Origin of the sequence: Streptomyces sp. JL2001, from assembly GCF_050917515.1 — a bacterium.
Lineage (GTDB): Bacteria > Actinomycetota > Actinomycetes > Streptomycetales > Streptomycetaceae > Streptomyces.
In genome coordinates, this window is the sequence record NZ_CP169421.1 from 289,948 (window position 1) to 313,832 (window position 23,885).

The following is a 23,885-nucleotide window of genomic DNA, read 5'->3' on the forward strand; positions in this document are numbered from 1 at the left end:
TCCGGCAGCCCTCCGTCGACGCCGCTCCAGGGCCATGCATTCCGGGCTCAGCGGGGGCGCCGCTGCCGTCGCTTCTTCGGACCGAGCGTCATCGACGTGGGAACCCAGGCCCTTGTCGGTGCCGTGCGCTTTCCTGTCCTCCATGGAGTTCACTCATTCGATGCTCAACGACCTGCTGGCCCGGCTCACCGAACCGAGCGGGATCCTGTACCTGTCGCAGGACATCGACCCCCATGCGCTCGTCGAGAAACTGGCCTCCCGTCACGGGGCACCACGCCCCCTGGTCCTCGACGGCATCACGGACCCGGGCGTGGACGAGGCTTGTGGCGCGGGTCTCCTCGACCTCCTCGCGGACCGGGGCGAGACGATGCTCGCCTGGGCCCATGCAGGACAGTGGATCGGCGCTGGGACCGCACAGGACGAGCAAGGCGATGTCGTGCCGGTGCTGGTCATCACCCCGCGGCGGATACGAGTTCCGCCCGCGGGGACGACCGGTCAGGACGAGGACTGGGTCGAACGGCTCATCGGCATCACCGGCTGGACCCTGCCCCCACAGCGGCCCGACATCGACTGGGCGGAGACCGAAGCGCGCCTGGGCACGTGTCTTCCCGGCGACTACAAACGCATGGTGGAGACGTTCGGGGAAGGCGCCTTCGACGATTACCTGCACCTGAACCAGGAACCGTGGACCGACCTCAGGAAGGACGGCCTGCTGATCTGGGCGGGCACCGAGCACAAGAACCTGTACTGCTGGCAGATGGACGAAGGCGACCCCGACCTCTGGCCGGTCACGGTTCAGACGTTCGACGGCGAGAACGTCCCCTTCGACTGCCGGACCGCAGAGTTCGTCTGCCGCATCCTCCTCGAACCGGACCACCCCTTCACCATGGCCCGCTACTTCGACACCCACTGGTTCATGAACTACCGCGTGCACGTGTGAACGAAGCCCGGTCGGCCTTCGCCCCGCGGCACGGTCGCCGCGATCGACCTGTTGTTTTCCATACGGGTCGACCCGTATGGTAAATGCCATGAGTTCCTCTCCGTCCTCCAGGGGGCGTCCCAGGGATCCTCGATCGCACGAGGCGATCATCGGCGCGACGGCAGAGCTGGTGGTCGAGGTCGGCTACGCCGCGACATCGATCGGGGCGGTGGCCGCGCGGGCCGGTGTCGGAAAGGACACGATCTACCGGCGGTGGTCGGGCAAGCCGGAGTTGGTCTTCGAGGCGGTCTTCACGACCACCGACGATGCTCCGATCCCGGACACCGGAACGCTGGCCGGGGACCTGACCGTACTGCTGCAGGGCCTGGTCGACGAGTTCCACGCGCCTGCCGCCGCCGCGGCACTCCCCGGGCTGCTCGCCGAGTTCGCCGCCGATCCGGAGCTGAAGGCGCGCATCCGCGGCGACTTCCTGGCCCCGTCGAAGGAACGGCTGCTGGTTGTCTTCGAACGCGCCCTGCTGCGCGGGGAGATCACGGCGGAAACGCCGGTGGACCTGGTCCTGGACACGCTGGCAGGAGCCGTGTTCTTCCACGTGGGACTGGTCGGGGAGCACCCTGACCAGCAGCTGGCCGCACTGCTTGCCGGAGTCGTGGCCAAAGGAATCGAGGTCCGGTGAACGGCTGGCTTCTCGCAGCGGGGATCACCGCGCTCGGCGTGGCCGCGGTGCACATCGTCGGCGGGCGCCGCGATGTGGTGCGCCCCCTGCTGTCCTGCGGGATCGCGGACGAACCCAAGCGCGTCCTGCACGCCGTCTGGCACATGGTGAGCGTCGACCTGGTGCTCTCCGGACTCGTGCTGCTTCGCCTCTCCCTGACGGGCAGTACGCCGGGGGCCGACCTGGTGGCGTGGTTCGTGGCCGCTCACTTCATCGCGTACGCGGCAGCCTTCCTGGTCGTCACGCTGTCCGTCGGCTGGCCCAGGCCGCTGCTGCGCCTGCCGCAGTGGATCCTGCTCCTGCCGGTCGCGGTACTGGCGGCGGCGGGTGCCGCGTAGCCCCGCCCCGGACCGCTCCCGCGGCCGCCGCCGTCCGCCACGGCGGCCGCGGCCTCGAACCCGTCGAAGGTCGGCACACACCGGGCCCGGCGGAGATCGCGGTCGTCGACGTGGTGGACACGTCGAGCCCAGGGCGGGTCAGCAGAAGGCCCGCCCTCAGGCCACCGAGAGCAGATCGACCACGAAGACCAGCGTCGAACCCGCCGGGATCAACGGCGAGGGCGACTGCTTGCCGTAGCCGAGACGCGGGGGCACGATGATCTCGCGTCGGCCGCCGACCTTCATGCCCCTCACCCCCCGATCCCAGCCCTTGATGACCCTGCCACCGCCCACGGCGAACTTGAACGGCAGGCCCAGGTCCCAGGAGGCGTCGAACTCCCTTCCGGACTCGAAGGTCACGCCGACATAGTGGACCTGGACGACCCTGCCCGGCTTCGCCTCAGCCCCGTCCCCGACGACAAGGTCCCGGATCGTCAGCTCGGTTGGAGCGTCCCCTTCCGGAACATCGATCACGGGCCTCGTCAGGTCACTCATCCCAGCCTCACCACTCTCCACCGGAAGCCCTCGCACGGGCCAGCCGGACGCATGGACACTCCATGCAGCAGATCATCACGCTACCGACACAGCCCGGGAGCGACACGGGTGCGTGCGCCGGGAGAGCATCCGGCTGGAGGTCGGCCGGGGCGCACCCCACGATCGGTCGGGGGGTGCGGAACCGGCCGACCCCCGTGGCCTACCTCAGGGTCACCGTGCCGGTGAGGATGCGGTGGTCGGAGCAGAGCCCGTCGGGGTTCTTGCTTCCCGGGGTGCAGTCCTTCGACGTGGTGAGGGCGTCCGCGCTGTAGCTGCCCGGGGCCGCGAGTGCCGACTCGCGGACCAGGATCAGGTCGATCTTCTGGTTGCCGCCGCACGGGGTCGGGTTGGTGGGCGAGGGGGGTGTGTTGGAGGTCGGTTCGCCGTAACCCGGGCAGTTGCCGGCGTCGTTGTCGTCGAGCTCGCGGTAGGCGCCGACGTTGCCGCCGTTGTGCGGCGTGTTCGCGGTGGCCGCGTAGAAGCTGTTCATGGACGGGTAGTCCGGCTCGACGTTGAAGTCGCCGGAGATCAGTACCTTCTCGCCGGCCGCGCTCCAGGCTTCCAGCTTCTGGTTGATCTCGCCGAGCTGCGTCCACTTGAAGGAGTCGACCGTCGTCAGGTGCGTGGTGCAGAACCGCACTCCCGAACCGTCGGTGAGCGGCGCGCAGAGCATGTTGCGCCGCTCCAGCGTGTTGCCGTCGTCTGCGAGAGGGATCCGGTCGGCGGTGCCGAGCGGGCGCTTGCTGAAGATCGCGTTCCCGAACGCCGCACCGCCGCACACACCCGTATTGGCCTGCCGGCTCGGCTCGAAGCGCGCGAAGTTCGTTTCGACCTGGGGCCAGTTCGTCGCCGCGAGCTGTCTCACGAGCTCGTCGAACTGGCCTTTGCACAGCTCGTTGAACGCGACGAAGTCCGCGTTGCGGTACACGATCGAAGAGGCCGCCAGGGACACCATGTTGGTATCGCTCCTGCCCCCGTGGAAGGTGTTGCCCGCCACGTTCCACTGCCAGACGTTGTAAGACGTCGGGCTCGCGGTCTCGGCCTGTGCCGTGGCCGCGGGCAGCATCACGGCGAACAACACACCCGCCGCCGCCAGCCGCGCCGTGCGGAACCCTCGCATGAAAAACCCTCCCGTTACGGAATTTCGATCTTCCTCGGTGCCTGTTGCGCGTTCGCGGGGGACCTGCGGGAGCTCCGCACGGACCCGGCGGACCGCCGGGCGATCCGTTCCCGACTCGCCCCTGATCGCCATCATGGCCGCCCGCCGAACCGCCAGTTGTGGACCTCGATGTCGGCATACCGGTCCGCGGTCAGGACGGCGCGTGCCGTGTCCGGGTCCGGTGCACGGACCAACGCCGCCGTGCCCAGCCAGCCGGCGCCGTCATCGGACAGCAGCGGCCCGTAGGCGATCAGCTCGTCGCCGTCGGACGGCACCGCGAGGTCGGCGGGCTGTCCCGCGCCGAGGCCTACGACCAGGTACCGGTTGCCGCCGGTCCGGCCGCCCGGGAAGTCCCACATCGTGCGCCCGAGCATGTTGTTCCACCGCCGCAGCAGCACGTCCCGGTAGACGCCGGCCTGGTAGCCGGGCTCGTCGAAGGCGAACCTGCGGGCGGCGGCGGGATCCGGCAGGTCGACGATGTGCACGCTGCCGGTGGGTGTGTCTCCGTCGTCGGCGAGGGTCGGTCCCCGGGCGATCATCTCCTTCGCGTACTGGTCCATGTACGACCAGTGCTCTTCCAGCAGCTCGTGGCGCAGCGGCGACGATCCGGGCCGGTCGCGGTGGTAACAGAGGAACTCCATGCCCGAATGATCTCCTCACGGAGGCAACCAGGTCGAGCGGGTTTCACCGTGACGGCTGCTCGACGACCACCCGGCGTCAGCGTGCGGGACGAGCAGGTCCGGGGCCTCCTGCGTCCGCCCCGCTCGGAGCAGGATGTCCGAGGTCACAGCATGACGTGCTTGGGGTGGGTGTAGTCGAGGAGGCCGTTCAGGGAGAGGTCGCTGCCGTAGCCCGAGTGGCCGATGCCGCCGTGGGGCATCTCGGACACGGTGGTGCCGTGGGTGTTGACCCAGACGATGCCCGTGCGGAGGGCGCGGGTGGCGCGCATCGCGCGGTCGTGGTCGGTGGTCCAGATGCCGGCGGCGAGGCCGAAACGGACGTCGTTGGCCAGGCGCAGGGACTCCTCCTCGGTGCGGAAGGGCTGGACCGTCACCACGGGGGCGAACGTCTCCTCCTGGACCAGTTCGTCCTCCTGGCGGACGCCTGCCACGACCGTCGCCTGGTGGAACCAGCCGGGGCCGGGGAGGGCTCTTCCCCCGGTGACGATCTCGGCGTGGGGCGGGAGGCGACGCAAGAGGGCTTCCACCGCCGCCCGTTGGGTCGCGTTGTTCAGCGGACCGAAGGCGGCCTCGCGATGGGCGGGGGTGGCGGCCGCGGCCGCGAAGGCCGTGAGGAAGGCGTCGTACACGCGCTCGTGGACCAGGAGGCGGCTGGGTGCCGTGCAGTCCTGGCCGGCGTTGTAGTAGGCGACCTCGGCGAGTGCCGTGGCGGTGGACTCCACGTCCACGTCGTCGTGGACGATGACCGGGGCGTTCCCGCCGAGCTCCAGGTGCAGTCTCTTGAGGCCGGCGGCCGCGGCGGCGGCGATCTCCTGACCTGCCCGTACGCTGCCGGTGACGGCGATCAGGGCGACGTCCCGGTGCGCGGTGAGCGCCCGGCCGGTGTCGCGGTCGCCGCAGACGACGTTGAGAACGCCCGGTGGGAGGTGCCCTGCCGCGATGCGGGCCAGGAGGACCGCGGACGAGGGGGTGGTGTCGGCGGGTTTGAGCACGGTGGTGTTCCCGGCCGCGATAGCCGGGGCGATCTTCCAGGCCGCCATCATCAGCGGGTAGTTCCAGGGGGTGATCTGGGCGCATACGCCGACCGGTTCGCGGCGCAGCACCGAGGTGCGGCCCTCGGTGTACTCCCCCGCCGCGCTGCCCGGCAGCGTCCGCGCCGCTCCGGCGAAGAAGCGGACCGTGTCGACGACGGCCGGGAGTTCGTCCTCGCGGAAGCGCTCGGCCGGTTTGCCCGTGTCCCGGCACTCGGCCTCGACCAGGGCGTCGGCGTGTGCCTCGATGGCGTCGGCGATGCCGAGCAGGGCCCGCTGGCGGGTGGCGGGCGTGGTCGCCGACCAGTGCGGGAACTCCGCTGCGGCCGCCGCGCAGGCCGCGTCGGTGTCGGCCCGGCCGGAGCGGGGGGCGTGGCCGTGGACCTCGCCGGTGGCGGGGTCCACCAGTTCCATGGTCCGGCCGGACGCGGCGGGGCGGTCCTTCCCCCCGATGTGGTTCGCGAGCGTGTCAGCCACGGGTCAGTGCCTCCTTCGCCGCCGCACGGCCGGTGCGTACGGCGCCTTCCATGTAGCCCGCCACCCACTGGTCGGATCCGCAGACGTAGAACGGCGGTTCGTGGGTGCCGTGGCGGGGTCCCACGGCCATGACGTCGCCGGGGGTCCAGTGGGTGACATAGCCCTGGGTCCACGGGTCGGTGCCCCACGTGCGCAGGTACGTGGCGAGGGGCCGGTGCGCCTCCTCGCCGTAGAGGCGGGCCATCTCGGCCAGCAGCTCGACGGTGCGCAGCGCCGGCGGCATGCCGAGAAGCACGCCGTACCGCTCGGGCGGGACGAGCGCGGAGAGGATGCCCTCGCTCTGGGGCCAGGTGCTGCCGAGGACCCCTTCGGATTCGGAGAGGCCGCTGAGTCCACGGGCGCGCCAGAACGGCTCCTCGTAGGCGGCGACGAACTTGGCGGCGACCGCGTGGCGCTGCCGGTGGAGCGAGGCGAGGCGCTCGTCGGACACTCCGGTGACCGCGACCGACCGGAGGGGTCCGACCGGCAGGGCGCTGACGACGGCGCGGGCGGTGAGGATCCTGCTCGCCCGCATCCTGCGCAGCATGCTGCCGACGGACGAGGAGCTCCGTCAGGACTGGAAGCTCTGGCAGGAACTGTGGGTACGCGCGCAGCGCGACCCGGCGGCGCGTCATCTCGCCGTCGACCTGTACGACCAGCTGCACGCCTGGGTCGCCGGGGCGGTCGAACGTGGGATCGCGTCGGGGGAGTTCGAGGAGTGCGATGTCCCCGCGCTCAGCACCTTGGTGCTGGCACTCTGCGACGGGCTCGGCATTCGCGTGATGCTGGACGACCCCAGGGTCGATCTGGCGACGGCCCGGTCGACGATCTGGGGGACGATCGCCCCCGCCCTCGGGATCGCCCCGGAGTTCCCGGAGGTCTGAACCGGGCGTCGCGGGCGCCGGGCAGCCGGGCGTGTCACGGAGCCCACGGGTCGTCCTTCCCGCACCTCGTGCGTTCTCCCTGGTCGCCGCGCGGCACGCAGAGCACAGAATCCCTGCACGCCACGAACACCACCACGCGCCGCTCGGTCCTAAGTTCACCTCTGGAGACACCGGAGCGTGAACGGATCCACTGGGGCGGCGCCCCAGCCTGGTGACCGGCGCACCATCGAGTGCGGCGGCCCGTGACAGCCGTGTCTCCATGCCTCCTCGCGTCCCCGCGAGAGGCCGAGTTCCCTTTCATGGAGAAAAGATGAGTCTGATCAAGAAGGCTGCCACCGCCGGCGGGGCCGTCGCCCTGGCCTTCGCCGGAGTGCTGGGGTCCGCCGGCCAGTCGTTCGCCGCGTCGAACGGCCAGCAGATCCGCTTCCACGACAACAGCGGCCTCGTCTACTCCATCCGCATCGAGGGCCACAACCAGAACGGCGACGTCGCGTCGGGATGCTTCGCCACCCCGAGCAAGGACACCTGGGTCGGCGGCTGGTGGTGGAAGGGCGAGGTCACCGTCACCTTCTACAAGAACAACTCCTGCTCCTTCGCCACCTATTACGGAGAGACGAACGCGTGGGTACCCACCTCGCAGAGCGGCGACTGGACGACCGTCTACTCCTGACCACACCCCCTCCCTTCCGTGACGAGTCACAGGAAGCGCCGCCGGCGCGCTTCATCCGAGAAAGTTGATCATGCGTAAGTCGATATTCGCCGTACTCGCGGCTCTCCTGGCCGTGTTCGCCATGAACGTCTCGACCGCTCCTGATGCGAGCGCCCTGACGTGGCACGAGCTGAAGAACAAGTACTCGGGGAAGTGCGCCACGCCGAAGGGCAACGGCACCTCCAACGGTACGATCATCACCCTGTGGGACTGCACCGGTTCGCCGCTTCAGCACTGGGAGATCCGGGTGGGCGGCTCGGGCTACCAGATCGTGAACAGGGCGAGCGGCAAGTGCCTCACCCCGTACGGCAACGGCTACAAGACCGACGGTGCGGTCCTGACGCTGTGGACCTGCGCCGGCACCGGCGACAACCACCCGCAGCTGTTCGACTACGACCAGGGCTGGACCTGGACCGCCTACTCGGGTCCGGACTACCGCTGCCTGACGAACAAGGGCGGCAGCCACGCCAACGGCACCTACCTCACCCTGTGGCGCTGCGCGAGCGACTACCCCACCGAGCAGCAGTGGGTCTTCAACTACGCGTAGCGGCAGTTCGTGGCACGGGCGGGCTCATCAGGGCCCGCCCTGCTGCCGGGGACGCTTCGACCCCACGGTTCGGTGGTCGATGACGTCCCGAGCAACGGCCCCGCGGCCGGGGCCGGGACTGCGGGGTGAGAGTGTGGACCGCTCTCACCCCGCGACGGGGCTCGTCAGAAGACGAGGCCCCAGGCCTGGGCGGTGTTGAACTCAGGGTTGCAGGTCCACAGGGTCAGCCAGGTTCCGTCGGCCGAGGAGTTGCCCTTGTTCGTGATGCACTTGCCGCCGAACTTGGTCCACGTCCGACCGCTGTTGCCGACGAACACCTGCGGGCTGGTGTCGCTCCAGTCACAGGTCCACAGGGTGAGGACTGCGCCGTTGGTGGCGGAGGCGTTGCCGCGGGGGGTGAGGCACTTGCCGCTGACGTCGTGCACGATGTGCTGGTTGAGCCAGTGCCAGTTCTGCAGGTTGCTGCCGGTGCACGACCAGACGGTGATGACGGTTCCGTTGGAGGTGCCGTTGCCTTCGGGGGTGGCACAGTTGCCGAGGTTGTAGAGCCGGTTGCCGGCCGCGTGGGCCGTACTGGTCGACAGGACACTGACGCCGAGCACGGTGAGCAGTGAGATGAGTAGGGCTGATGCCTTGCGTATCATTTTCGGTCTTCCTCGAAGGTCTTTCCCGGCCCTGCCGGCTGGGGTGGCGGGTGAGAGGGGTGAGCGCCCGTTCGTCCGCTCGACCTGCGCAGCCCTCGGGTCGGTTGCGCAGCGGCTTTCCGGGCCACTGCCCGGCGACGCACCCGCCTTTCGTCACCGGACCAGGCCGAGGCCCATGTCGCGGTGTTCACCGCGGGGACGGGCTTCGCGCCACCAGCGAATCTAGGATCGGGCGGACTGTGACGGTGTGCGTGGCATGCGAGGTTTCTGTGCACTGAGCGCAACATCCCCGAGCCGAGAGAACGCACGGATCGGGGCAGCACCGATGTCGGCCCGCTCGCTTGGCAGGAGCCCACGCTCACCGGCGAACCGCGGCGGCCGCTCCGGACCCCGGAGCTTCCGGCCGACTCAGGCGGTGCACGGAGTCGCCGCGGGACGCCGCCCCGCGGTGAACGCCGCACGCGACCACCGGGAGGCTTTCGCGATGATGCCGTGCCCCGTCGAGGGCCGCCAGGCTCTCGGGTATGAGGGCGGGGACACCGCACCGAGTGTCGCCCCGGGCGTCGTCCGTGCCTCCGCCGACGCGAGATGCGGATAATGGCTCGACCAGGGTTCACGCGCGGCCCCGGCCCCGAACCACCGAAGAGACGAGGGATCGATGGCGCTCGAAGAGGGCTCCCGGGTGAAGCTTGCGGCGGACCTCCGACTGGCCGGACAGGTGGAGCCGGCCGAGGGCACGTTCACCTCGGCGGATGCCGTCGTCGGGTCCTTCTCCCTGGCAGCGGGCTCCGAAGGCACCGTGGAACGGGCGGACGCACTCGCGCTGGAACCGAGCCGGCAGGTCCGCGAATACCTGCGCCTCAAGTCCCTTCTCGACGACTTCGGCTCCCAGATGCCTCCCGGGAGCCGGAAGCAGCTGGAAGAGCAGGTGGGCGCCCTGGAATCCGACTGGATCGCCCACCAGAAAGCCGAGCCGCGCGTGAGGCTCCGCGTCCGCCTCGACAACGGATTCATCCTCGACGACGCGGACGCGACCCTCTTCACCCCCTGCTGAACGGCCAGTTCATGGCTCCGGGCAGCACGGGCCCCCGCCGCGTCGGCGGGGACCCGCGGTGCGGAGAGCCGAGGGCGGCCGGGAGCGGTCCTCGGTGAGCGGCGTCCTGGGCCGTTTCGTTCGGTTTCGTTCGGATCACATGCCGTCGGCTTCGGTCACAACCGCGGCTCCGACCGTGGTCCCGGTGTACACGGGATACAGCGTCCGCTGTGCGCTCTTCGGCGACGGATGTCCCGCTCCCGTCGTGGCCTGACAGAAGGGGTGACCAGGAATGATCGCGGACCATTTCCTCCGGCAGCTGCTCGACAGGATTCCCGAGACGAGGGCCGGCCTCGAGGAGATGTACGAGAACGAGGACGCAGACGGGGACGGGGGCGCGCCGATCGAGGCGTTGCCGGCCTCGGACACCGACCTGGACCTCTACGGGATCCTGCTCGACGGTCTGGTCAGGCCCGTCCTCCAGCCCGCCCTGGCGGCGCCGGAGCGGGACGAGGACCTGCTGAGGCGGTGTTTCCGCTTCGTCGAAGAGGTCTACGAAGTGGACACCGAGTACACCCGTGGCGCGGTGTACTTCCAGGTCCTGGAGAGCCTCCTCGACGCCCGTGAGTACCTGGACAACGCGGTCCCGTTCCTCCGGGGAAACCTCAGGGAGCCCGTCTCCAAGATGCTCAGGAACTATGAGGTCGAGGGCTACGAGGACGGCCTGCCGTCCCTCTGACCAGCAGCGGTAGCGGTACGGAAGGAAGACGCCGAAGTGGCGCCCGGTTCCCACCGGGCGCCACTTCGGCATTCCGCGTCGTCCGAGCCGGTCGGTCGAGGGCGAACCGCTCGAGGTTCATGACCTTGCCGAAGCCGTCGGTCTCAGAGCGGGCGAGGTACGGGAGTGGCCCGAAGGAAGTGAGTGGCTCGTTCGGGACACGCTCCACAGATCACATCGTCCGCGGTCGGCCCGGCGGCCCGGCCTCACGTCAGGTGCCGGCCGAAGAACCGGTTCCCGTCCTCCACCTCGAACCACGGGGTGCCGGTGTGCCCGCCCAGGTTGGCGTGCAGTGTCTTCTCCTTGGTGCCGAAGGCGTCGAACAGGTCCAGGGCCCGCTGCCGGGGGTTGCCTTCGTCGTCCCATTGCAGCAGGAAGAGCAGCGGAACGGTGACCTGCCGGGCCTCCTCGCGCTGGGCGCGGGGCACGTAACCCCCGGCGAAGAAGCCGGCGGCCGCGATGCGCGGCTCGACCACCGCAAGGCGGATCCCGAGGGCCGTCCACCCCGAGTAGCCGACCGGGCCGCCGATCTCGGGCAGGGAGAGGAGGGCGTCCAGGGTGGTCCGCCAGTCCGGTACCGCCTTCTCGACCAGCGGGCCGACGAAGGACTCGAAGATCTCGTCGACCGGCCCGCCGGCCTGCATCGCGCGCTGGAAGTCGGCGCGGGCCTGCTCCTCGGCGGCGGAACGGGGCCGGTCGCCACAGCCACGGGCGTCGATGGTGGCCACCGCGTAGCCGTGCGCCGCGGAGTGACGGGCCCTGGCCACCAGCCGGGCCGCCCCCTTGGGCAGGCCGTTGTTGTGGGCCATCAGGATCAGCGGGGCCGGTGCGGCGGTTTCTGGCGTCCACAGGGTGCCGGGGATCTCGCCGAGGGTGAATTCGCGTTCGACGACGCCGTCGCCGAGGCGCTGTCGGGAAGTGAACTGCATGGGTCGTGCCTTTCGGGAGCACTCTGGAACGGTGCTCCCGGACGACCTACCGCCCGACCGTGACCCCGGAGGGGAGCACCCATGTCGATACTGCGTTCACGGGTACCACCTCCTCGACTTCTCGCACGGCCTCCGGAAACGTAGCAGTGCCCGCCGTGCTCGCGCCATCGGATTCCTGCGCGGGCTCCGTGGCGCGACGCCCCCTGAGTCCGGACGGGGTCAGGACTTCGGCACGGTGTTGACGTAGTTGGTGCCGGCGCCGTAGAAGCCGTCGACCGCCTTCTGGACATCCGCCTCGGAAACGGCCTCATCGGCCTTGTAGTAGAACCAGTTGACCTTCATGTCCCAGGTGCGCGTGCCACCGGTGAAGGGAAGGTCGATGAACCAGTTGCTGAAGTGGATGTCCATCTTCTCGCGCGGGACGTACTTGCCGGAGCTGGTGAACAGCTTCTTGCCGTCGAGGGAGTAGGTGACCTTTCCGTCCATGGCGGTGACCATCAGGGTGTGCCATCCCTCCAGGTGCCGCTTGAGCGCGTGGGTCACCCGGTCCGGCGGATCGGCCTTGTACCAGCTCGTGGTGTCGAGTTGCGGGCCCACCGAACCCCAGCCGCCGTTCGGCAGGTACTCGTAGTCGAGTTCGCTGTACTTCGTCGAGGAATCCGAGGCGGAGATCGGGAAGAACGTCTCGACGACGTGGTCGCCGTCGCGACCGCTGGTGGGCTTGTCGCTGAAGTGGACCCGGGCGGCGAAGGTCCCGGTGAAGAGGCTGGTGCCGGTGCTCTGCACCTCGACCTGCCTGGTGCCCTGGACGGTGCCGTCGGTGGAGGACTGCAGTTGCAGGATCCTGCCCCCCTGGGCGGTGGCGTCGGAGGGGAAGCTGGCACCCGCGGTGGACCAGGTGTCCTTGATCCCCGGGCCACCCCCACCGGTACGGACCTGCCAGCCGTTGGCGGCGAGCGAGGGGTCGTCGGGGCCGCTGTAGTGGAAGTTGTCGAACAGGGTTCCCGGCGGCCCGGACGGGGTCTCCGAGGCGCGGGGGGCGGCGCCACCGGCCCCCTTGCCGGAGACGGGGCCGCCGGAACACGCGGCGAGTACGCAGAGCAGGGCCGGCAGCGTGAGCACGGTCCACGCGCGGCGACGAGAGGTGCGGCGGGGCTGGCTCACACGGGCTCCTGGGGGGGTGAGAGGCGGTACCTGGACACGCTCTTTGCAAGAAGGTCGATGTCGACGAGCGGTCACGAGGGGGTCATCCTAACGACGGCCCGGACGGAGTCGTGCAGGTGGTCACGGGTGCCGGGAAAGGGGCGCCGGCGCTCGGTGGGCGATGCGGTGCCCGACCGTGGTGCGGCGTGAGGAGCTCCGGAAAGGGGCTGCCCGTGGTGGGCCGTGAAACGTAGCGGAGCATTGCAATCCGGTTACAGCGCGTTCGCAGATCGCACCAAATCCTCACATCGAACTCAATTCGTGAAGGCGGGGTGCACTAGCGTTCGCCCTGCCAACCCACGGTCTACGTACCCTGCACTGAAAGGCCTCGCAAGGTGCGCCCAGTCATCACCTCCGTCGAACGCGGATCGGCGCGCCAGACATCGCCTGACATGTACGGGTCCAGCTTTGAGGAGTCCGAGCCCGCTCCCGCGCCGGTGTTCGTCGACCAGTCGGGGCTGCGTGGCCGTCTCCTGCGGGGCCTCGGCTGGCCGGTCTCCGTGGTCGGCGCGATCCTGGCCGTCGCCATGGGCAGCAGCCTGATCGGTGTGCAGGCGGATGCCCCGGCGATGGGCATACCCACGCAACTCCCAGGGTCGTCCGCCCCGTCGTCCCCACCCGTGCCGTCGCTGTCGCCCACCCCGTAACGCTCGTCGCCCTCGCCTCGGACGCCGTCCCCACCTCGGACGCCGCGCGGTCCGCGACACCCCGGCCGAAGACATCGGCCACCGCATCGCAACCCACCACCACCGCGCCGCACGGGGCAATGCCTTCGGGCCGACCGACCAAGCACCCCTGATCGACCGCACCACCCATCTCCAGGAGCGCCATTGTCCCGCCACCAGCGCCGCCGGCAGTCCCTGCTCAGGCCGCGCCGACTGGCCGCGCCGCCGCTGCGCTTCTTCATGCCGCTGTCCCTGCTGGCCTGCCTGCTCGCGCTCCTGGTCCTGCGTGGCCTCGCCACGAACGAGGCGTTCCACGACGACCGGATCGCCATCTCGGTCGACAAGACGACCGTGCCGGAGAACCTGCTCAAGGGTGGTCCGATCATCGACGCGCGTGGCGCCAACAACGCGCGTCCCGTGAGCTACCACATCCCCGACCGCACCGTGGTTCTGAGCTTCGACGACGGTCCTTCGCCGGAGTGGACCCCGAAGATCCTGGAGGTGCTCGCGGCCCGCAACATCCGTGCGGACTTCTTCGTGACCGGCGCGATGACCACGCGCAACCCGGAGCTGATCCGGCAGATCGTCGCGGGCGGCCACGAAATCGGCGTGCACACCTTCACCCACCCCGATCTGGTGTACCAGTCCCACGCCCGGATCAGCTGGGAGATGGCACAGACGCAGCTGGCGCTGGCCGGCGTCGCGGGCGTCCACAGCGCGTTGTTCCGCCCGCCGTACTCCTCCGACGCCTCGGCGCTGGACGACTGGAACTACCCGGTGATCAAGTACCTGGGCGCGCGCGGCTACCTCACCGCGTTCATCGACCGCGACACCGACGACTGGAAGCGTCCCGGCGTCGACGAGATCGTCAAGGCGGCGATGCCGTCCAGGCCCGGTGCGGGCGAGCTGATCCTGCTGCACGACGCGGGAGGCGACCGCACCCAGACCATCGCCGCGCTGGTGCAGATCATCGACAAGCTGCAGGCCCAGGGCTACCGCTTCACCACCATCTCCGAGGCACTCGGCGCCTCCAGCGCCAACGTGCCGGTGCACGGTGCCCAGCTGTGGGCGGGCAAGGGGTTCATCTGGGCCACCCAGGTCGCCGTGCACACCCTGCCGGTGCTGGTCGGGCTGCTGGCCCTCGTCGGCTTCCTCAACTTCGGCCGGTTCGCGCTGATGCTCGTGCTCGCACCGCTCCACGCCCGCCGCTCCAGGCGGCGGGACGCCTGGGGGCCGCCCGTCACCGAGCGGGTCACCGTACTGGTCCCGGCCTACAACGAACGCGAGTGCATCGCCAACACCCTCCACTCCCTGGCCGCGAGCGACTATCCGATCGAGGTGATCGTCATCGACGACGGCTCCTCGGACGGCACCGCGGACATCGTCGAGGACATGAACCTGCCGTTCGTCCGGCTGATCCGCAAGGTCAACGGCGGCAAGTCCAGCGCCCTCAACGTCGGCATCGCCGCCGCCTCGCACGACATCATCGTGATGATGGACGGCGACACCGTCTTCGAGCCGTCCACCGTGCGCGAGCTGGTCCAGCCCTTCGGGGACCCGGCGATCGGCGCGGTCGCGGGCAACGCCAAGGTCGGCAACCGCGAGAGCCTGATCGGCGCCTGGCAGCACATCGAGTACGTCCTCGGCCACAACCTGGACCGCCGGATGTACGACATGCTCAACGTCATCCCCACCATCCCCGGTGCGGTCGGCGCCTTCCGCAGGGAGGCCCTGCAACGGGTCGGCGGGATGAGCGACGACACCCTCGCCGAGGACACCGACATCACCATCGCGGTGCTCGGCGACGGCTGGCGGATCGTCTACGCCGAGCGCGCCCGCGCCTGGACCGAGGCTCCCGCCAGCCTCCAGCAGCTCTGGTCCCAGCGGTACCGCTGGAGCTACGGCAGCATGCAGGCGATGTGGAAGCACCGCGGCGCGGTGACCTCCCGCGGCCCGGCCGGGCGCTTCGGCCGAATCGGGTTGCCGCTCGTCGTGCTGTTCGGCGTGGTCGCCCCGCTGCTGGCGCCGCTGGTCGACCTGTTCCTGCTGTACGGCGTGTTCTTCGGGGACGCCCCGATCACTCTCACCAGCTGGGGTGGCTTCATCCTGCTCCAGGGCGCGCTGTCCTGGTACGCCTTCCGGCTCGACGGCGAGAAGCCCTGGCATCTGATCAGCCTGCCGATCCAGCAGCTGGTCTACCGGCAGCTGATGTACATCGTCCTGCTGCAGTCCGCGATCACGGCGATGACCGGCGGCCGACTGCGCTGGCAGAAGCTCCGGCGCACCGGCGAGGTCGCTGCACCGGTGGAGGCATGACCGTGACCGCATCCATCGAGTTCGAGCGCGCCCACGACACCATCCGGCTGAGAGTCCCCGCCGATCTGCGGCCGGAGCCTCAGCCCGAGGGGGAGGGACCTTCCACGCTCAAGGCCGGCCGGGACCGCTACCTCGACCTGCTGCGTGCGCTGGCGCTGGTCCGCGTGGTGCTGTACCACAACTTCGGCTGGTTCTGGCTGCCCCTCGTCTTCCCGTCGATGGGCGTGATGTTCGCGCTGGCCGGCTCGCTGATGACCCGCTCGCTCAGCCGTCCCGCTCCCGGCGTGATCCGCGGCCGACTGCGCCGGCTGCTGCCGCCGATGTGGCTGTTCGGCGCCGTCATCGTCACGCTTCAGATCCTCGACGGCTGGGGCCCCGCCTCCGACGGCCACCCCACGTGGTGGTGGGCCAAGCTGGCGTTCTGGATCCTGCCCCTGAGCACTCCCCCGTACGCGGACGACCTGCCCGGTTTCCACGTGGTGGGGCACACCTGGGCGGCGCAGATCGTCGTCCCTCTCTGGTACCTCCGGGCCTACCTGTGGTACGTCCTGCTCTCACCGCTGATGCTCTGGGCTCTGCGACGGTTTCCGGTGGTGACGCTGTTCACCCCCCTCGCACTGTCGATCGCCCTGAACACGTTCTTCGTCGACCAGGAGTTCGTCTACGGCCGGGTCTGGGAGACCGCCGGCGACTTCACCCTGTTCGGCTCCTGCTGGATCCTCGGCATGGCGCACCAGGAGGGGCTGCTCAAGAAGATCCCGCAGTACGTACTGCCCTCCATCGCGCCGTTGATCATGGTGGCCGGTCTCTGGTACCTGCAGACCCGGCCGGTCGATCCGACCGAGCCGACCAACATCGAGGCCTGGCCGATCGCCCAGGCCCTGTGGTCCTTCGGCTTCGTCGCGATCCTGCTCCACATCAGCCCGTCCTGGGAACAGTGGCCCAGGCCGCTGAAACGCTGGAACGGCCTGGTCAGCCTGCTCAACGCACGCGCTGTCAGCGTCTACCTCTGGCACGAGGCCGCGCTGGTGATCGCCGTCCCGCTGATCGACCCCCTCTGGCGCGTCCCCTTCTTCTACGAGAACCTCCCGTGGCTGCTGGCCAGCCCGTGGTTCACGCTGCTGGTGGCGATCCCGCTGCTCGGACTGCTGGTGCTGATTTTCGGCTGGGTCGAGGACGTGGCTGCCAAGCGCTCACCACGGCTCTTCCCGTACCCGCGCCGCCTGCGGGGCAGGCGCCGGGCCGCGGGCTGACGGGGGACGCGAGGATCACGGCACCCCCGCGCCTGCTCCCGGGGACGATCCGGCCGGCGGTCACGACGAACGCGGGGGCAGGCGGTGGCCGGGGCCGGGAACGACCGGTGACGACCTGGTGGTCGGTGGAGTCACCGGTAGCTCTTCACATCTCGCGCTGGTCGGTGCGCCAGGGGATCTCCTGAAGAAACATCCTCAGGGGTCGGCGCCGCGTCCGGGTAGTGCCGGCAGATCTCCCGGATCGACGGAGTACCGGAGGGAGGCCCGGTCTCGACAAGAGGGACCGTCACGCCAGACCGCGAACGTGACCGACTGGAATGCGCCGGAGGGCGTTGCCTTCGGCGCGGGCTCCGTTCGCTTGCGGGAGCAGCGTGCTCTCACAGCGTGATCCCCTTCGACCCGCACCTGCATCTCATTTCGAGACCGTCGGTCAGAACCAGCCCGTGCATCTCATGTCGCTGAGGCTCGCGCCCCCGCAGGCACGCGCCTTGAGCGGATTGACGTCGTCCACCATGAGTGTGTAGACGTCGTGACCGGATGCGACGGTCGCCGTGTAGGACGTGCCGCCGTTGCTGTCCACATCGGCGAAGTCTCCGGGCCAGGCATTGGTGACACGGGCCCAGGCGGCTCTGCACGTGGGGCTGTACCGCAACTCGACCCGGACACCGAGGGGAGTGGTGGTGGAGAGGACGGTGCGTGCGTCTCCGCTGCACAGTCCCTGCGGATCACGGCCGTCGCATGTCCATCCGTAGCAACTCACGGCATTCGCCTGGCCTGTGGTGAAGGTCAGGCTGCCGAGCACGGTTGCCATGACCAGAAGCAGTCGAAGCGCTGCCCTCTTGAGCGAAGCCATGTATCCCCCCATGTCCATGAACGGTGCGCAGAGACTGATGCAGCCAACCGCCGCTGTCAAGAGGAGACTTCGCACCGTCCGGGCGAGCGGCCTCACCCTGGAGGGGCAAGGCTGAGACGCTCGGTGCGGAAAGTCGTCAGCGTGACCATGCCCGGCGTCGGGCACGGCTCTCAAAGACGGAGGACGACGAGGGCGGTGTCGTCGGTGATGCCGGCCGGCGGAATCAGGTCTCTCAGGAGGGAGTCGGCGAGGTTGTCGGGGTCGGCGGTGCGGTGGCGGGTGAGGGAGTCGGCGAGCCGCTGGAGACCTCTGTCGATGTCCTCGCCGCGGCGTTCGACGAGGCCGTCGGTGTAGAGGATGAGAGTGGAGCCCTGGGTGAACCCGGTCGTGGTCTGGGGGCGCGATACGTGTTCGGGGCGGGCGCCCAGTGGGGGGTCGGTCGCCCGGTCGAGGAACGTGACGGTGCGGTCCGGGTGGCCGAGCGCGGGCGGCGGGTGACCGGCGCTGCTGTAGGTGAGTGAGCGCCCGGCCCAGTCGATGAAGACCGACACAGCGGTGGTGGACTCCGCGCCGTCGACGGAGCGGGCGTACAGGTCGAGCGCTTCCAGGGCCTGCGCGGGGCCGGCCGCGACCCTGCAGGCGGCGGACAGGGCGCTGCGGAGCTGACCCATGACGCCGGCGGCGTGCAGCCCGTGCCCGACGACGTCACCGACGGCGACGGCGGTGAGGCCGCGGTCGGGCATGTCGATCACCTCGTACCAGTCACCGCAGACGTTGAGGGAGCCGGTTGCGGGGCGGTAGCGCACGGCGGCACGGTGGTGGTCGAGTGGGACGGGCGCGGGCAGCATCGCCTGCTGGAGGTGCAGCGCGACCTCGCGTTCGCGGGCGTGGGCGTCGCGAAGGCGCTGGTTGAGCTCCTGGAGTTCGCGTGCGCGCGTGTACAGCTCGGCTTCCAGGACCCGGGCACGGTCACCGCCACCGCGGGTCCCGCGGGCACGGATGAGCTCGGTCACCTCCTCCACCCGGTGCAGTACCAGTACCAGCTCGCCGCCCGGACCGAACACGGGGACGTTGACGGGACTCCAGTACCGCTCCTCCCACACCCCCGGCCGGTCAGGGTCCTCCACGTCGTAGCGCTGCAGGGCCATGCTGTCGCTCTCCCCGCCGGCCACGACCCTCCGCAGGGACGCGTGCAGGTTGCGCATGCCGCTCGCGGCCGGGTCGCCGGGATTGTCGGGGAACACGTCGAACAGATAGCGGCCCACCACCTGCTCACGCGTGCGTCCGGACAGAGCCAGATACGCCTCGTTGGTCTCGGCGAAGACGAGGTCCGCGGTCAGCAGGGCGACGGCTCCCGGCAGGGCGTGGAAGACCGCCTCGAAGTCGATGTCGGTGGGACGCACGCTTCACCTGCCTGCACGGGACCGCTGCGATCTTGCACCCCTCCCACCATAGGCAGGACGGGACGATCCGACCCGATGGCACGGGATCACGCCGGTCCGACGTCGCCGCGGCAGCCGGGCGACGGTGGCAGCCGACACCCCGGCGGCTCGTGCCGTGCAGCGCGCGGACGGTCACGTCCAGACGCGCCGCCGCCTAGGTCCTGTCCGGGTCGGCAGTGGCTTCGCGCATGCTGCCCAGCGTCGCCGCGACCGACTGGGATCGTCGCCCGTCCCGGAACGACTCCGCGCTGCACGGCATCGCCTCCGGCCGACGCGGGGTGCCCCGCCACAGCCCCTTGCGCGTCGCGCTCCGGTTGCCGCCCGTACCTGCGTGAGCAAGCTTGTAAGGAGGACTGGAGGTTTCCGAGCGGGACGCTCCCCTCGTCCGATCCCAGGAGGAACGCATGACTCACCCCGAGCAGGACCCGACCCAGCAGGAAGGTCCGGCGGACGGCGGCGCGGCCGGCACCCCCGGAGAGCACGACGGCGGTGCCGACGGCGGAGCCGAGGGACCCGCGGACGGCGGCGCGGCCGGCACCCCCGGAGAGCACGACGGCGGTGCCGACGGAGGAGCCGAGGGACCCGCGGACGGCGGCGCGGCCGGCACCCCCGGAGAGCACGACGGCGGTGCGGACGGCGGCGTTTGAGCACCACTTCCGCGACGCTTCGGGACACCGCGTCCGAGACCGGGGGCGGTGTCCTCGAAGCGCGTCTGATCGGCCTCAGCCGCGAGGAGTTCGCCCGGGACGTCTGGGGGCACGCTCCGCTGCACACACCCGGAGCCGGTGACTTCTCGGATCTCTTCTCGGCGGCCGCGGTGGACGAACTGATCTCCCGGCGCGGGCTGCGCACGCCGTTCCTCCGCGTCGCCAAGGACGGTTCCACCCGGCCGGAGTCGTCGTTCACCTGCTCCGCGGGAGTGGGCGCGACGATCGCGGATCAGCTCGACGACACCGCTGTGTGGCGGGCCTTCGCCGGCGGTGACACCCTGGTCCTGCAAGCGCTGCAGCGTACGTGGGAACCGATCACGGACTTCGTGTCCCGACTCGGCACGGAGCTGGGCCACCCGGTGCAGGCCAATGCCTACGTCACCCCGCCGCAGAACCGCGGGTTCGACGATCACTACGACGTCCACGACGTTTTCGTCCTGCAGATCGCCGGCACCAAGCGCTGGACCGTCCACGAGCCCGTACACCCGGCACCGTTGCGCGACCAGCCCTGGACCGATCACCGCGCCGCGGTCGCCGAGGCCGCCCGGGGAGAGCCCTGCCTGGACACCGTGCTCGAGCCCGGCGACGTCCTCTACCTGCCGCGGGGGTGGCTGCACTCCGCCGAAGCGCAGGGCTCCGTGTCGATCCATCTGACGCTCGGCGTCCACAACTGGACGCGGCACGCCCTGGCGGAACAGCTGGCGCAGGCTGCCCTCGCCCTGCTGCGTGACGACGCCGAGATGCGCGGCTCCCTTCCCTTGGGCGTGCCCGGACCGGACGACGAACTCGCCTTCGTGCGCGCGCGTCTCGTCGCCGCCCTGGCCGAGGCCGATCCGACGCCCCTGTTCCATCGCGCCCGCCGCAGCCAGTCACGCCCCGCGCCCTTGGGGCCGCTGGCCCAGCTCGCGGCCGTCGACAACCTCGCCGGTGATGCGCCCGTGCGGCTTCGCGAGGCGTTGGAAGCACGTCTCGACGACGGGCGCCTGACCACCCGCGTGGGCTGGCTGGACATCCCGGAGACCGACCTCCCGTCGGCGCGCAGAATCCTCGACGGGGACGTCCACAGGGCCGGCGACCTCGGCCTTCCCTTCGTCGAACGACTCCTGCGCGCGGGCGTACTGGTGGCTGCCACGACATGAAGCGGGCGACATGACGGCTCAAGAGCGCTTCTTCTGCGCCGAGGCTGCTCGCCTCCGCGGCGACGCGCTCGCGGGCACAGCGCCGTACGGCCTGGTCTGGATCCTCATCGAGTACCGGGCCGGCTGGCCGACCGACGGGTACGACGGCCTCGGTCTGGAGCCCGGTGTCAAGGCGCGGGTGTACTCCGCCGCCCAGGCGGTGCGGGCCCGCATCCTGCTCGTCAGACGTCAGGGACGGCGCCGGCCGGACGGTCCGCCGCGCTGGGCCGTCCTGCGGCACGAGAGGGACGGCACCCACCGTCAGGCGTGGGGCACCTGGCAGAGCGACGAGGACCTGGCACAGATCGTCGACGCCCTGGACGCGCCCGGCGAACGGGATCGCCCACCCGTCGTCCTCGTCTGCGCCCACGGCCTGCACGACACGTGCTGCGCCGTCCGCGGCCGTCCGGTGGGACGTGCGCTGAGCGATCGTTGGCCCGACCTGGTCTGGGAATGCACCCATGTGGGAGGCGACCGGTTCGCCGCCAGCGTCGTCGTCGCACCCGACGGCGTCTACTACGGCAACCTTGACGCCTCCTCGGCGACGACGACGGTCGAAGAGCACCTGGCGGACCGCATCCACGCGGATCACCTGCGCGGGTACACCGACCTCACGCCGCCCCAGCAGGTCGCGCTGTCCGCTGTGCTGCGGCATGCGGGTCCGGCCGGCCGGCACGACTACGTCATCGAGGGGACGGTCCGCGCGGACCGATGCTGGCGGATCCGCGTGGCCGGCCGCCTCGCCGGGCTGTCGACCTTCGAGGTCGAGGTCCACGGCCACCGGACGTCGCCCCATCGGCTGACCTGCCGCGGGCTCTCCCCCGCCTCGGCGGCGTACTACGAGATCGCGTCGCTGCACGTCGGATCGACGTGACTTGACGTGCAGGTGGGGTCGGGGTCAGGTGGGGTCGGGGTCCTCAGACGAGCCCACACGCCGTGCGACGTCCTCGCCGTGCTTCAACCTCTACCTGCTGGACTCCGCCTGCGGCACGCTCGAGCGGTCCGTCAACGACGGCAGCGGGACGGACGAGTCCGTCTCCCTGACCCGGACCGCGTCCGGCACCGGCACCGGCACCTACTACGCCGACATCGAGCCCTACGCTGGTTCCGGCGGTGACCCCTACACCTGCACGCTCACGAAGTCGTAGGGGATGGAAGGGGGGCGGGGCGGCACAGGGCCGACGCTCCGCCCCCGGGACAGCCAGGGCGATCATCCGCCATGGCCATGGGAAACGCCTCTCCCCTCACCCTGAGGACGACAATCCGGCAGCGTGCGGGGAATCATCGACGGACTGGAGTCAGTGATCGGAGTAGCTGAAGTCCCCCATGGTCCAGGCGCTGACATCGGCGATCGAGACGCGGTACATCCCGCCCGTCTCCGGGATTCCCACCGTGCCCTGGAGGATCCGGGCCATGTGGAAGTGCAGATGCGTGGGCGGCCCGTCCTCGCGTGTCGTGGTGGTGAAGACGCCGGAGAACTCGCGCAGTCGGACCGAGTCCGCCAGGACCTCCGACACCCGCTGCCTCCACACCGCTTCGGGCGCCAGCCGACCGGTGATCAGGGCGCCGCCGACAACCACGGTCAGGGACATTTGATTGCTCTGCTCGGACTCCACCAGCGCAGCGACGTCAACGAGCAGCTCGTCAGGCTTCGACATGAAAGCCGATTCTACGGGCTGTCCCGCTTCCTCAGGCGGCGCGCCGTCGAGCGAGGGGGGCAGTCACCGCCATGTCACCGCCTTCCCGCCACAGGCGCCGGGTGATCACGATCGCTCCGGCGGATCCGCTGCCCGGCGCCGGTGTAGCACACGCCCGTTCGCGTGACCGTTCGAGTTCGATTACCTCGCTGCCGAACAGGCAAAAATCTATGTCGGCGAGAGTAGACATTGGGCGGTGGCGTGGTTATGGTTTCTCTCGTAGCTCAGAGAGACAGCAGGGCCTGGCAGAGACGAACTGCCGGCAGTAGCAGCAGTACAGGTGGTTGCAGTTCGCAGGACGGTGCGGCGGTGGAGTTTCGAAGCCAGGGTTGTTGCAGGACGGCGACGGGACTGACGGCCGGACCGGGTGGCCCGCAGTGATCAGGGGCCGCCGGCGCGGGTCCGCGGTCATGACAGACGCGGTACCCGTGAGCGCAGTACGCAGTACCCAGCAGTGAAGTCAGTTCGATCACCGAGGGAAGAACGGAGGAACCGCGCCATCAGGATCGCCCGGGTGGAAGTCGTGAGCCCGGGTACCGCAGGACATCGATAGTGAGGTGGTCTCCGGTCAAGCAACCGCGATCCCCGCACCCCCGACAGCAGCCAGGTCGGGCCCGCGGACACAGAACGCCGGCGCAGTGTCAGGGCCGGCAGGTGGTGTAGTAGTTCCTTCGGGGCCCTGGTGCCGTACGGCACCAGGGCCCCTCAACGCGTTCCACGAGAGAGGTGCAGATGACAGCAGACGACTCGTACGACCGGCTCGACGACGACGATTACCCCGCCTACACGATGGGCCGGGCCGCCGAGATGCTCGGCACCACCCAGGGCTTCCTCCGCGCCATCGGCAAAGCCCGCCTGATCACCCCGCTGCGCTCCGAGGGCGGCCACCGCCGCTACTCCCGCTACCAGCTGCGCATCGCCGCCAGGGCTCGGGAACTGGTCGACCAGGGAACCCCCATCGAGGCCGCCTGCCGCATCGTGGTCCTGGAGGACCAACTCGAAGAAGCCCAGCGCATCAACGCCGAATACCGCCGCGCAGCCGAAGCGGCCGACCCGCCGCCCGCGGACTGAAGCGGTACGCGCCGCCCGCTG

General features: G+C 70.0%; 27 protein-coding genes. 16 read left to right on the plus strand and 11 right to left on the minus strand.

Going from position 1 to position 23,885, the window contains the following annotated elements:
- The first annotated feature begins 142 nt into the window (after positions 1-142).
- The 3 genes from ACE1OA_RS01310 to ACE1OA_RS01320 all read left to right on the plus strand — a co-directional run bounded on the left by ACE1OA_RS01310 (position 143) and on the right by ACE1OA_RS01320 (position 1,993).
- Positions 143-940 carry a hypothetical protein gene (locus ACE1OA_RS01310; protein WP_432752059.1) on the plus strand — a complete coding sequence of 266 codons (798 nt, stop codon included), beginning with the start codon at positions 143-145 and terminating at the stop codon, positions 938-940.
- A gap of 88 nt (positions 941-1,028) precedes the next feature.
- Positions 1,029-1,616 (plus strand): TetR/AcrR family transcriptional regulator, encoded by a 588-nt coding sequence (locus tag ACE1OA_RS01315; RefSeq protein ID WP_384867241.1) that lies wholly within the window; start codon positions 1,029-1,031, stop codon positions 1,614-1,616.
- A complete protein-coding gene (locus tag ACE1OA_RS01320) occupies positions 1,613-1,993 on the plus strand; it encodes a hypothetical protein (RefSeq protein ID WP_356608901.1) in 381 nt (126 codons plus the stop codon). The genes ACE1OA_RS01315 and ACE1OA_RS01320 overlap by 4 nt, the downstream gene beginning before the upstream one ends.
- 156 nt (positions 1,994-2,149) lie before the next feature.
- Here ACE1OA_RS01320 and ACE1OA_RS01325 read toward each other — a convergent pair whose 3' ends face one another.
- The 5 genes from ACE1OA_RS01325 to ACE1OA_RS01345 form a co-directional block, all read right to left on the minus strand.
- Positions 2,150-2,527, minus strand: a complete 378-nt coding sequence (locus ACE1OA_RS01325; RefSeq protein ID WP_432752060.1) for an FKBP-type peptidyl-prolyl cis-trans isomerase — start codon at positions 2,525-2,527, stop codon at positions 2,150-2,152.
- A gap of 199 nt (positions 2,528-2,726) precedes the next feature.
- Positions 2,727-3,686, minus strand: a complete 960-nt coding sequence (locus tag ACE1OA_RS01330) for an endonuclease/exonuclease/phosphatase family protein (RefSeq protein WP_432752061.1) — start codon at positions 3,684-3,686, stop codon at positions 2,727-2,729.
- A 131-nt stretch (positions 3,687-3,817) separates the two neighbouring features.
- Positions 3,818-4,366, minus strand: a complete 549-nt coding sequence (locus ACE1OA_RS01335; RefSeq protein ID WP_356608895.1) for a YciI family protein — start codon at positions 4,364-4,366, stop codon at positions 3,818-3,820.
- 143 nt (positions 4,367-4,509) lie between these two features.
- A complete protein-coding gene (locus tag ACE1OA_RS01340; RefSeq protein WP_432754024.1) occupies positions 4,510-5,850 on the minus strand; it encodes an aldehyde dehydrogenase family protein in 1,341 nt (446 codons plus the stop codon).
- A 55-nt stretch (positions 5,851-5,905) separates the two neighbouring features.
- The gene (locus tag ACE1OA_RS01345) at positions 5,906-6,499 is read right to left on the minus strand and encodes a flavin monoamine oxidase family protein (protein WP_432752062.1); all 594 of its coding nucleotides are present in this window, start codon (positions 6,497-6,499) and stop codon (positions 5,906-5,908) included.
- Here ACE1OA_RS01345 and ACE1OA_RS01350 point away from each other — a divergent pair.
- The 3 genes from ACE1OA_RS01350 (at position 6,498) to ACE1OA_RS01360 (ending at position 8,092) form a co-directional block, all read left to right on the plus strand.
- Positions 6,498-6,836: a TetR family transcriptional regulator C-terminal domain-containing protein gene (locus tag ACE1OA_RS01350; RefSeq protein WP_384867252.1), complete on the plus strand. Its 339-nt coding sequence runs from the start codon at positions 6,498-6,500 to the stop codon at positions 6,834-6,836. The genes ACE1OA_RS01345 and ACE1OA_RS01350 overlap by 2 nt on opposite strands.
- 310 nt (positions 6,837-7,146) lie before the next feature.
- Entirely contained in the window at positions 7,147-7,506 is a 360-nt protein-coding gene (locus tag ACE1OA_RS01355) for a hypothetical protein (protein ID WP_356777148.1), read from the plus strand.
- A 70-nt stretch (positions 7,507-7,576) separates the two neighbouring features.
- Entirely contained in the window at positions 7,577-8,092 is a 516-nt protein-coding gene (locus ACE1OA_RS01360) for an RICIN domain-containing protein (protein WP_356777145.1), read from the plus strand.
- A gap of 164 nt (positions 8,093-8,256) precedes the next feature.
- On the opposite strand, the gene ACE1OA_RS01365 is transcribed toward ACE1OA_RS01360, so the two are convergent.
- Positions 8,257-8,736 (minus strand): RICIN domain-containing protein, encoded by a 480-nt coding sequence (locus ACE1OA_RS01365; RefSeq protein ID WP_356608863.1) that lies wholly within the window; start codon positions 8,734-8,736, stop codon positions 8,257-8,259.
- 658 nt (positions 8,737-9,394) lie between these two features.
- Between ACE1OA_RS01365 and ACE1OA_RS01370 the strand changes: the two genes are divergently transcribed.
- Positions 9,395-9,790, plus strand: a complete 396-nt coding sequence (locus ACE1OA_RS01370; protein WP_384867255.1) for a hypothetical protein — start codon at positions 9,395-9,397, stop codon at positions 9,788-9,790.
- 271 nt (positions 9,791-10,061) lie between these two features.
- Positions 10,062-10,508, plus strand: coding sequence for a DUF7674 family protein (locus ACE1OA_RS01375; RefSeq protein WP_432752063.1), 447 nt, complete (start codon positions 10,062-10,064; stop codon positions 10,506-10,508).
- 245 nt (positions 10,509-10,753) lie between these two features.
- Here ACE1OA_RS01375 and ACE1OA_RS01380 read toward each other — a convergent pair whose 3' ends face one another.
- Both ACE1OA_RS01380 and ACE1OA_RS01385 read right to left on the minus strand, forming a co-directional pair.
- Positions 10,754-11,476: a dienelactone hydrolase family protein gene (locus tag ACE1OA_RS01380; RefSeq protein ID WP_356608857.1), complete on the minus strand. Its 723-nt coding sequence runs from the start codon at positions 11,474-11,476 to the stop codon at positions 10,754-10,756.
- A gap of 219 nt (positions 11,477-11,695) precedes the next feature.
- Entirely contained in the window at positions 11,696-12,640 is a 945-nt protein-coding gene (locus ACE1OA_RS01385) for a glycoside hydrolase family 16 protein (protein ID WP_432752064.1), read from the minus strand.
- Positions 12,641-13,071: 431 nt separating this feature from the next.
- On the opposite strand from ACE1OA_RS01385, the gene ACE1OA_RS01390 reads away from it, so the two are divergent.
- The 3 genes from ACE1OA_RS01390 (at position 13,072) to ACE1OA_RS01400 (ending at position 16,913) form a co-directional block, all read left to right on the plus strand.
- Complete coding sequence (locus ACE1OA_RS01390; RefSeq protein ID WP_356608853.1) at positions 13,072-13,326, plus strand: hypothetical protein; 255 nt, start codon at positions 13,072-13,074, stop codon at positions 13,324-13,326.
- Positions 13,327-13,509: 183 nt separating this feature from the next.
- A complete protein-coding gene (locus tag ACE1OA_RS01395; protein WP_384867262.1) occupies positions 13,510-15,660 on the plus strand; it encodes a bifunctional polysaccharide deacetylase/glycosyltransferase family 2 protein in 2,151 nt (716 codons plus the stop codon).
- Positions 15,657-16,913 carry an acyltransferase family protein gene (locus ACE1OA_RS01400; protein ID WP_432752065.1) on the plus strand — a complete coding sequence of 419 codons (1,257 nt, stop codon included), beginning with the start codon at positions 15,657-15,659 and terminating at the stop codon, positions 16,911-16,913. Before ACE1OA_RS01395 ends, ACE1OA_RS01400 begins: the two co-directional genes overlap by 4 nt.
- Positions 16,914-17,343: 430 nt before the next feature.
- Here ACE1OA_RS01400 and ACE1OA_RS01405 read toward each other — a convergent pair whose 3' ends face one another.
- Positions 17,344-17,724, minus strand: a complete 381-nt coding sequence (locus ACE1OA_RS01405; protein ID WP_432752066.1) for a DUF2690 domain-containing protein — start codon at positions 17,722-17,724, stop codon at positions 17,344-17,346.
- A gap of 212 nt (positions 17,725-17,936) precedes the next feature.
- Positions 17,937-19,169: a PP2C family protein-serine/threonine phosphatase gene (locus tag ACE1OA_RS01410; protein ID WP_432752067.1), complete on the minus strand. Its 1,233-nt coding sequence runs from the start codon at positions 19,167-19,169 to the stop codon at positions 17,937-17,939.
- Positions 19,170-19,612: 443 nt separating this feature from the next.
- Here ACE1OA_RS01410 and ACE1OA_RS01415 point away from each other — a divergent pair, with 443 nt between their 5' ends.
- Genes ACE1OA_RS01415 through ACE1OA_RS01430 form a run of 4 tightly spaced genes read left to right on the plus strand, consistent with a single transcriptional unit; the run spans position 19,613 to position 22,244 of the window.
- On the plus strand, positions 19,613-19,855 hold the full coding sequence (locus tag ACE1OA_RS01415; RefSeq protein WP_432752068.1) for a BatC protein: 243 nt from the start codon (positions 19,613-19,615) through the stop codon (positions 19,853-19,855).
- Positions 19,852-21,057, plus strand: a complete 1,206-nt coding sequence (locus tag ACE1OA_RS01420; protein WP_384867269.1) for a cupin domain-containing protein — start codon at positions 19,852-19,854, stop codon at positions 21,055-21,057. The genes ACE1OA_RS01415 and ACE1OA_RS01420 overlap by 4 nt, the downstream gene beginning before the upstream one ends.
- A 10-nt stretch (positions 21,058-21,067) precedes the next feature.
- The gene (locus ACE1OA_RS01425) at positions 21,068-21,970 is read left to right on the plus strand and encodes a sucrase ferredoxin (RefSeq protein ID WP_384867271.1); all 903 of its coding nucleotides are present in this window, start codon (positions 21,068-21,070) and stop codon (positions 21,968-21,970) included.
- A 28-nt stretch (positions 21,971-21,998) separates the two neighbouring features.
- On the plus strand, positions 21,999-22,244 hold the full coding sequence (locus tag ACE1OA_RS01430) for a hypothetical protein (RefSeq protein WP_432752069.1): 246 nt from the start codon (positions 21,999-22,001) through the stop codon (positions 22,242-22,244).
- A gap of 150 nt (positions 22,245-22,394) precedes the next feature.
- Here the strand turns inward: ACE1OA_RS01430 and ACE1OA_RS01435 are convergent, their stop codons facing one another.
- Positions 22,395-22,754, minus strand: a complete 360-nt coding sequence (locus ACE1OA_RS01435; RefSeq protein ID WP_384867275.1) for a hypothetical protein — start codon at positions 22,752-22,754, stop codon at positions 22,395-22,397.
- 771 nt (positions 22,755-23,525) lie between these two features.
- Between ACE1OA_RS01435 and ACE1OA_RS01440 the strand changes: the two genes are divergently transcribed.
- Positions 23,526-23,864 (plus strand): MerR family transcriptional regulator, encoded by a 339-nt coding sequence (locus ACE1OA_RS01440; protein ID WP_432752070.1) that lies wholly within the window; start codon positions 23,526-23,528, stop codon positions 23,862-23,864.
- Positions 23,865-23,885 lie beyond the last annotated feature (21 nt).

Bases quoted from the DNA above. Each gene is read 5' to 3' on its own strand.
- ACE1OA_RS01340 (WP_432754024.1), bottom strand. From the start codon at position 5,850: ATGGAACTGGTGGACCCCGCCACCGGCGAGGTCCACGGCCACGCCCCC.
- ACE1OA_RS01380 (WP_356608857.1), bottom strand. From the start codon at position 11,476: ATGCAGTTCACTTCCCGACAGCGCCTCGGCGACGGCGTCGTCGAACGC.
- ACE1OA_RS01405 (WP_432752066.1), bottom strand. From the start codon at position 17,724: ATGGCAACCGTGCTCGGCAGCCTGACCTTCACCACAGGCCAGGCGAAT.
- ACE1OA_RS01355 (WP_356777148.1), top strand. From the start codon at position 7,147: ATGAGTCTGATCAAGAAGGCTGCCACCGCCGGCGGGGCCGTCGCCCTG.
- ACE1OA_RS01315 (WP_384867241.1), top strand. From the start codon at position 1,029: ATGAGTTCCTCTCCGTCCTCCAGGGGGCGTCCCAGGGATCCTCGATCG.
- ACE1OA_RS01435 (WP_384867275.1), bottom strand. From the start codon at position 22,754: ATGTCGAAGCCTGACGAGCTGCTCGTTGACGTCGCTGCGCTGGTGGAG.
- ACE1OA_RS01415 (WP_432752068.1), top strand. From the start codon at position 19,613: ATGACTCACCCCGAGCAGGACCCGACCCAGCAGGAAGGTCCGGCGGAC.
- ACE1OA_RS01335 (WP_356608895.1), bottom strand. From the start codon at position 4,366: ATGGAGTTCCTCTGTTACCACCGCGACCGGCCCGGATCGTCGCCGCTG.
- ACE1OA_RS01325 (WP_432752060.1), bottom strand. From the start codon at position 2,527: ATGAGTGACCTGACGAGGCCCGTGATCGATGTTCCGGAAGGGGACGCT.
- ACE1OA_RS01440 (WP_432752070.1), top strand. From the start codon at position 23,526: ATGACAGCAGACGACTCGTACGACCGGCTCGACGACGACGATTACCCC.
- ACE1OA_RS01390 (WP_356608853.1), top strand. From the start codon at position 13,072: ATGTACGGGTCCAGCTTTGAGGAGTCCGAGCCCGCTCCCGCGCCGGTG.
- ACE1OA_RS01360 (WP_356777145.1), top strand. From the start codon at position 7,577: ATGCGTAAGTCGATATTCGCCGTACTCGCGGCTCTCCTGGCCGTGTTC.
- ACE1OA_RS01365 (WP_356608863.1), bottom strand. From the start codon at position 8,736: ATGATACGCAAGGCATCAGCCCTACTCATCTCACTGCTCACCGTGCTC.
- ACE1OA_RS01345 (WP_432752062.1), bottom strand. From the start codon at position 6,499: ATGCTGCGCAGGATGCGGGCGAGCAGGATCCTCACCGCCCGCGCCGTC.
- ACE1OA_RS01370 (WP_384867255.1), top strand. From the start codon at position 9,395: ATGGCGCTCGAAGAGGGCTCCCGGGTGAAGCTTGCGGCGGACCTCCGA.
- ACE1OA_RS01310 (WP_432752059.1), top strand. From the start codon at position 143: ATGGAGTTCACTCATTCGATGCTCAACGACCTGCTGGCCCGGCTCACC.
- ACE1OA_RS01330 (WP_432752061.1), bottom strand. From the start codon at position 3,686: ATGCGAGGGTTCCGCACGGCGCGGCTGGCGGCGGCGGGTGTGTTGTTC.
- ACE1OA_RS01425 (WP_384867271.1), top strand. From the start codon at position 21,068: ATGACGGCTCAAGAGCGCTTCTTCTGCGCCGAGGCTGCTCGCCTCCGC.
- ACE1OA_RS01400 (WP_432752065.1), top strand. From the start codon at position 15,657: ATGACCGTGACCGCATCCATCGAGTTCGAGCGCGCCCACGACACCATC.
- ACE1OA_RS01375 (WP_432752063.1), top strand. From the start codon at position 10,062: ATGATCGCGGACCATTTCCTCCGGCAGCTGCTCGACAGGATTCCCGAG.
- ACE1OA_RS01350 (WP_384867252.1), top strand. From the start codon at position 6,498: ATGCTGCCGACGGACGAGGAGCTCCGTCAGGACTGGAAGCTCTGGCAG.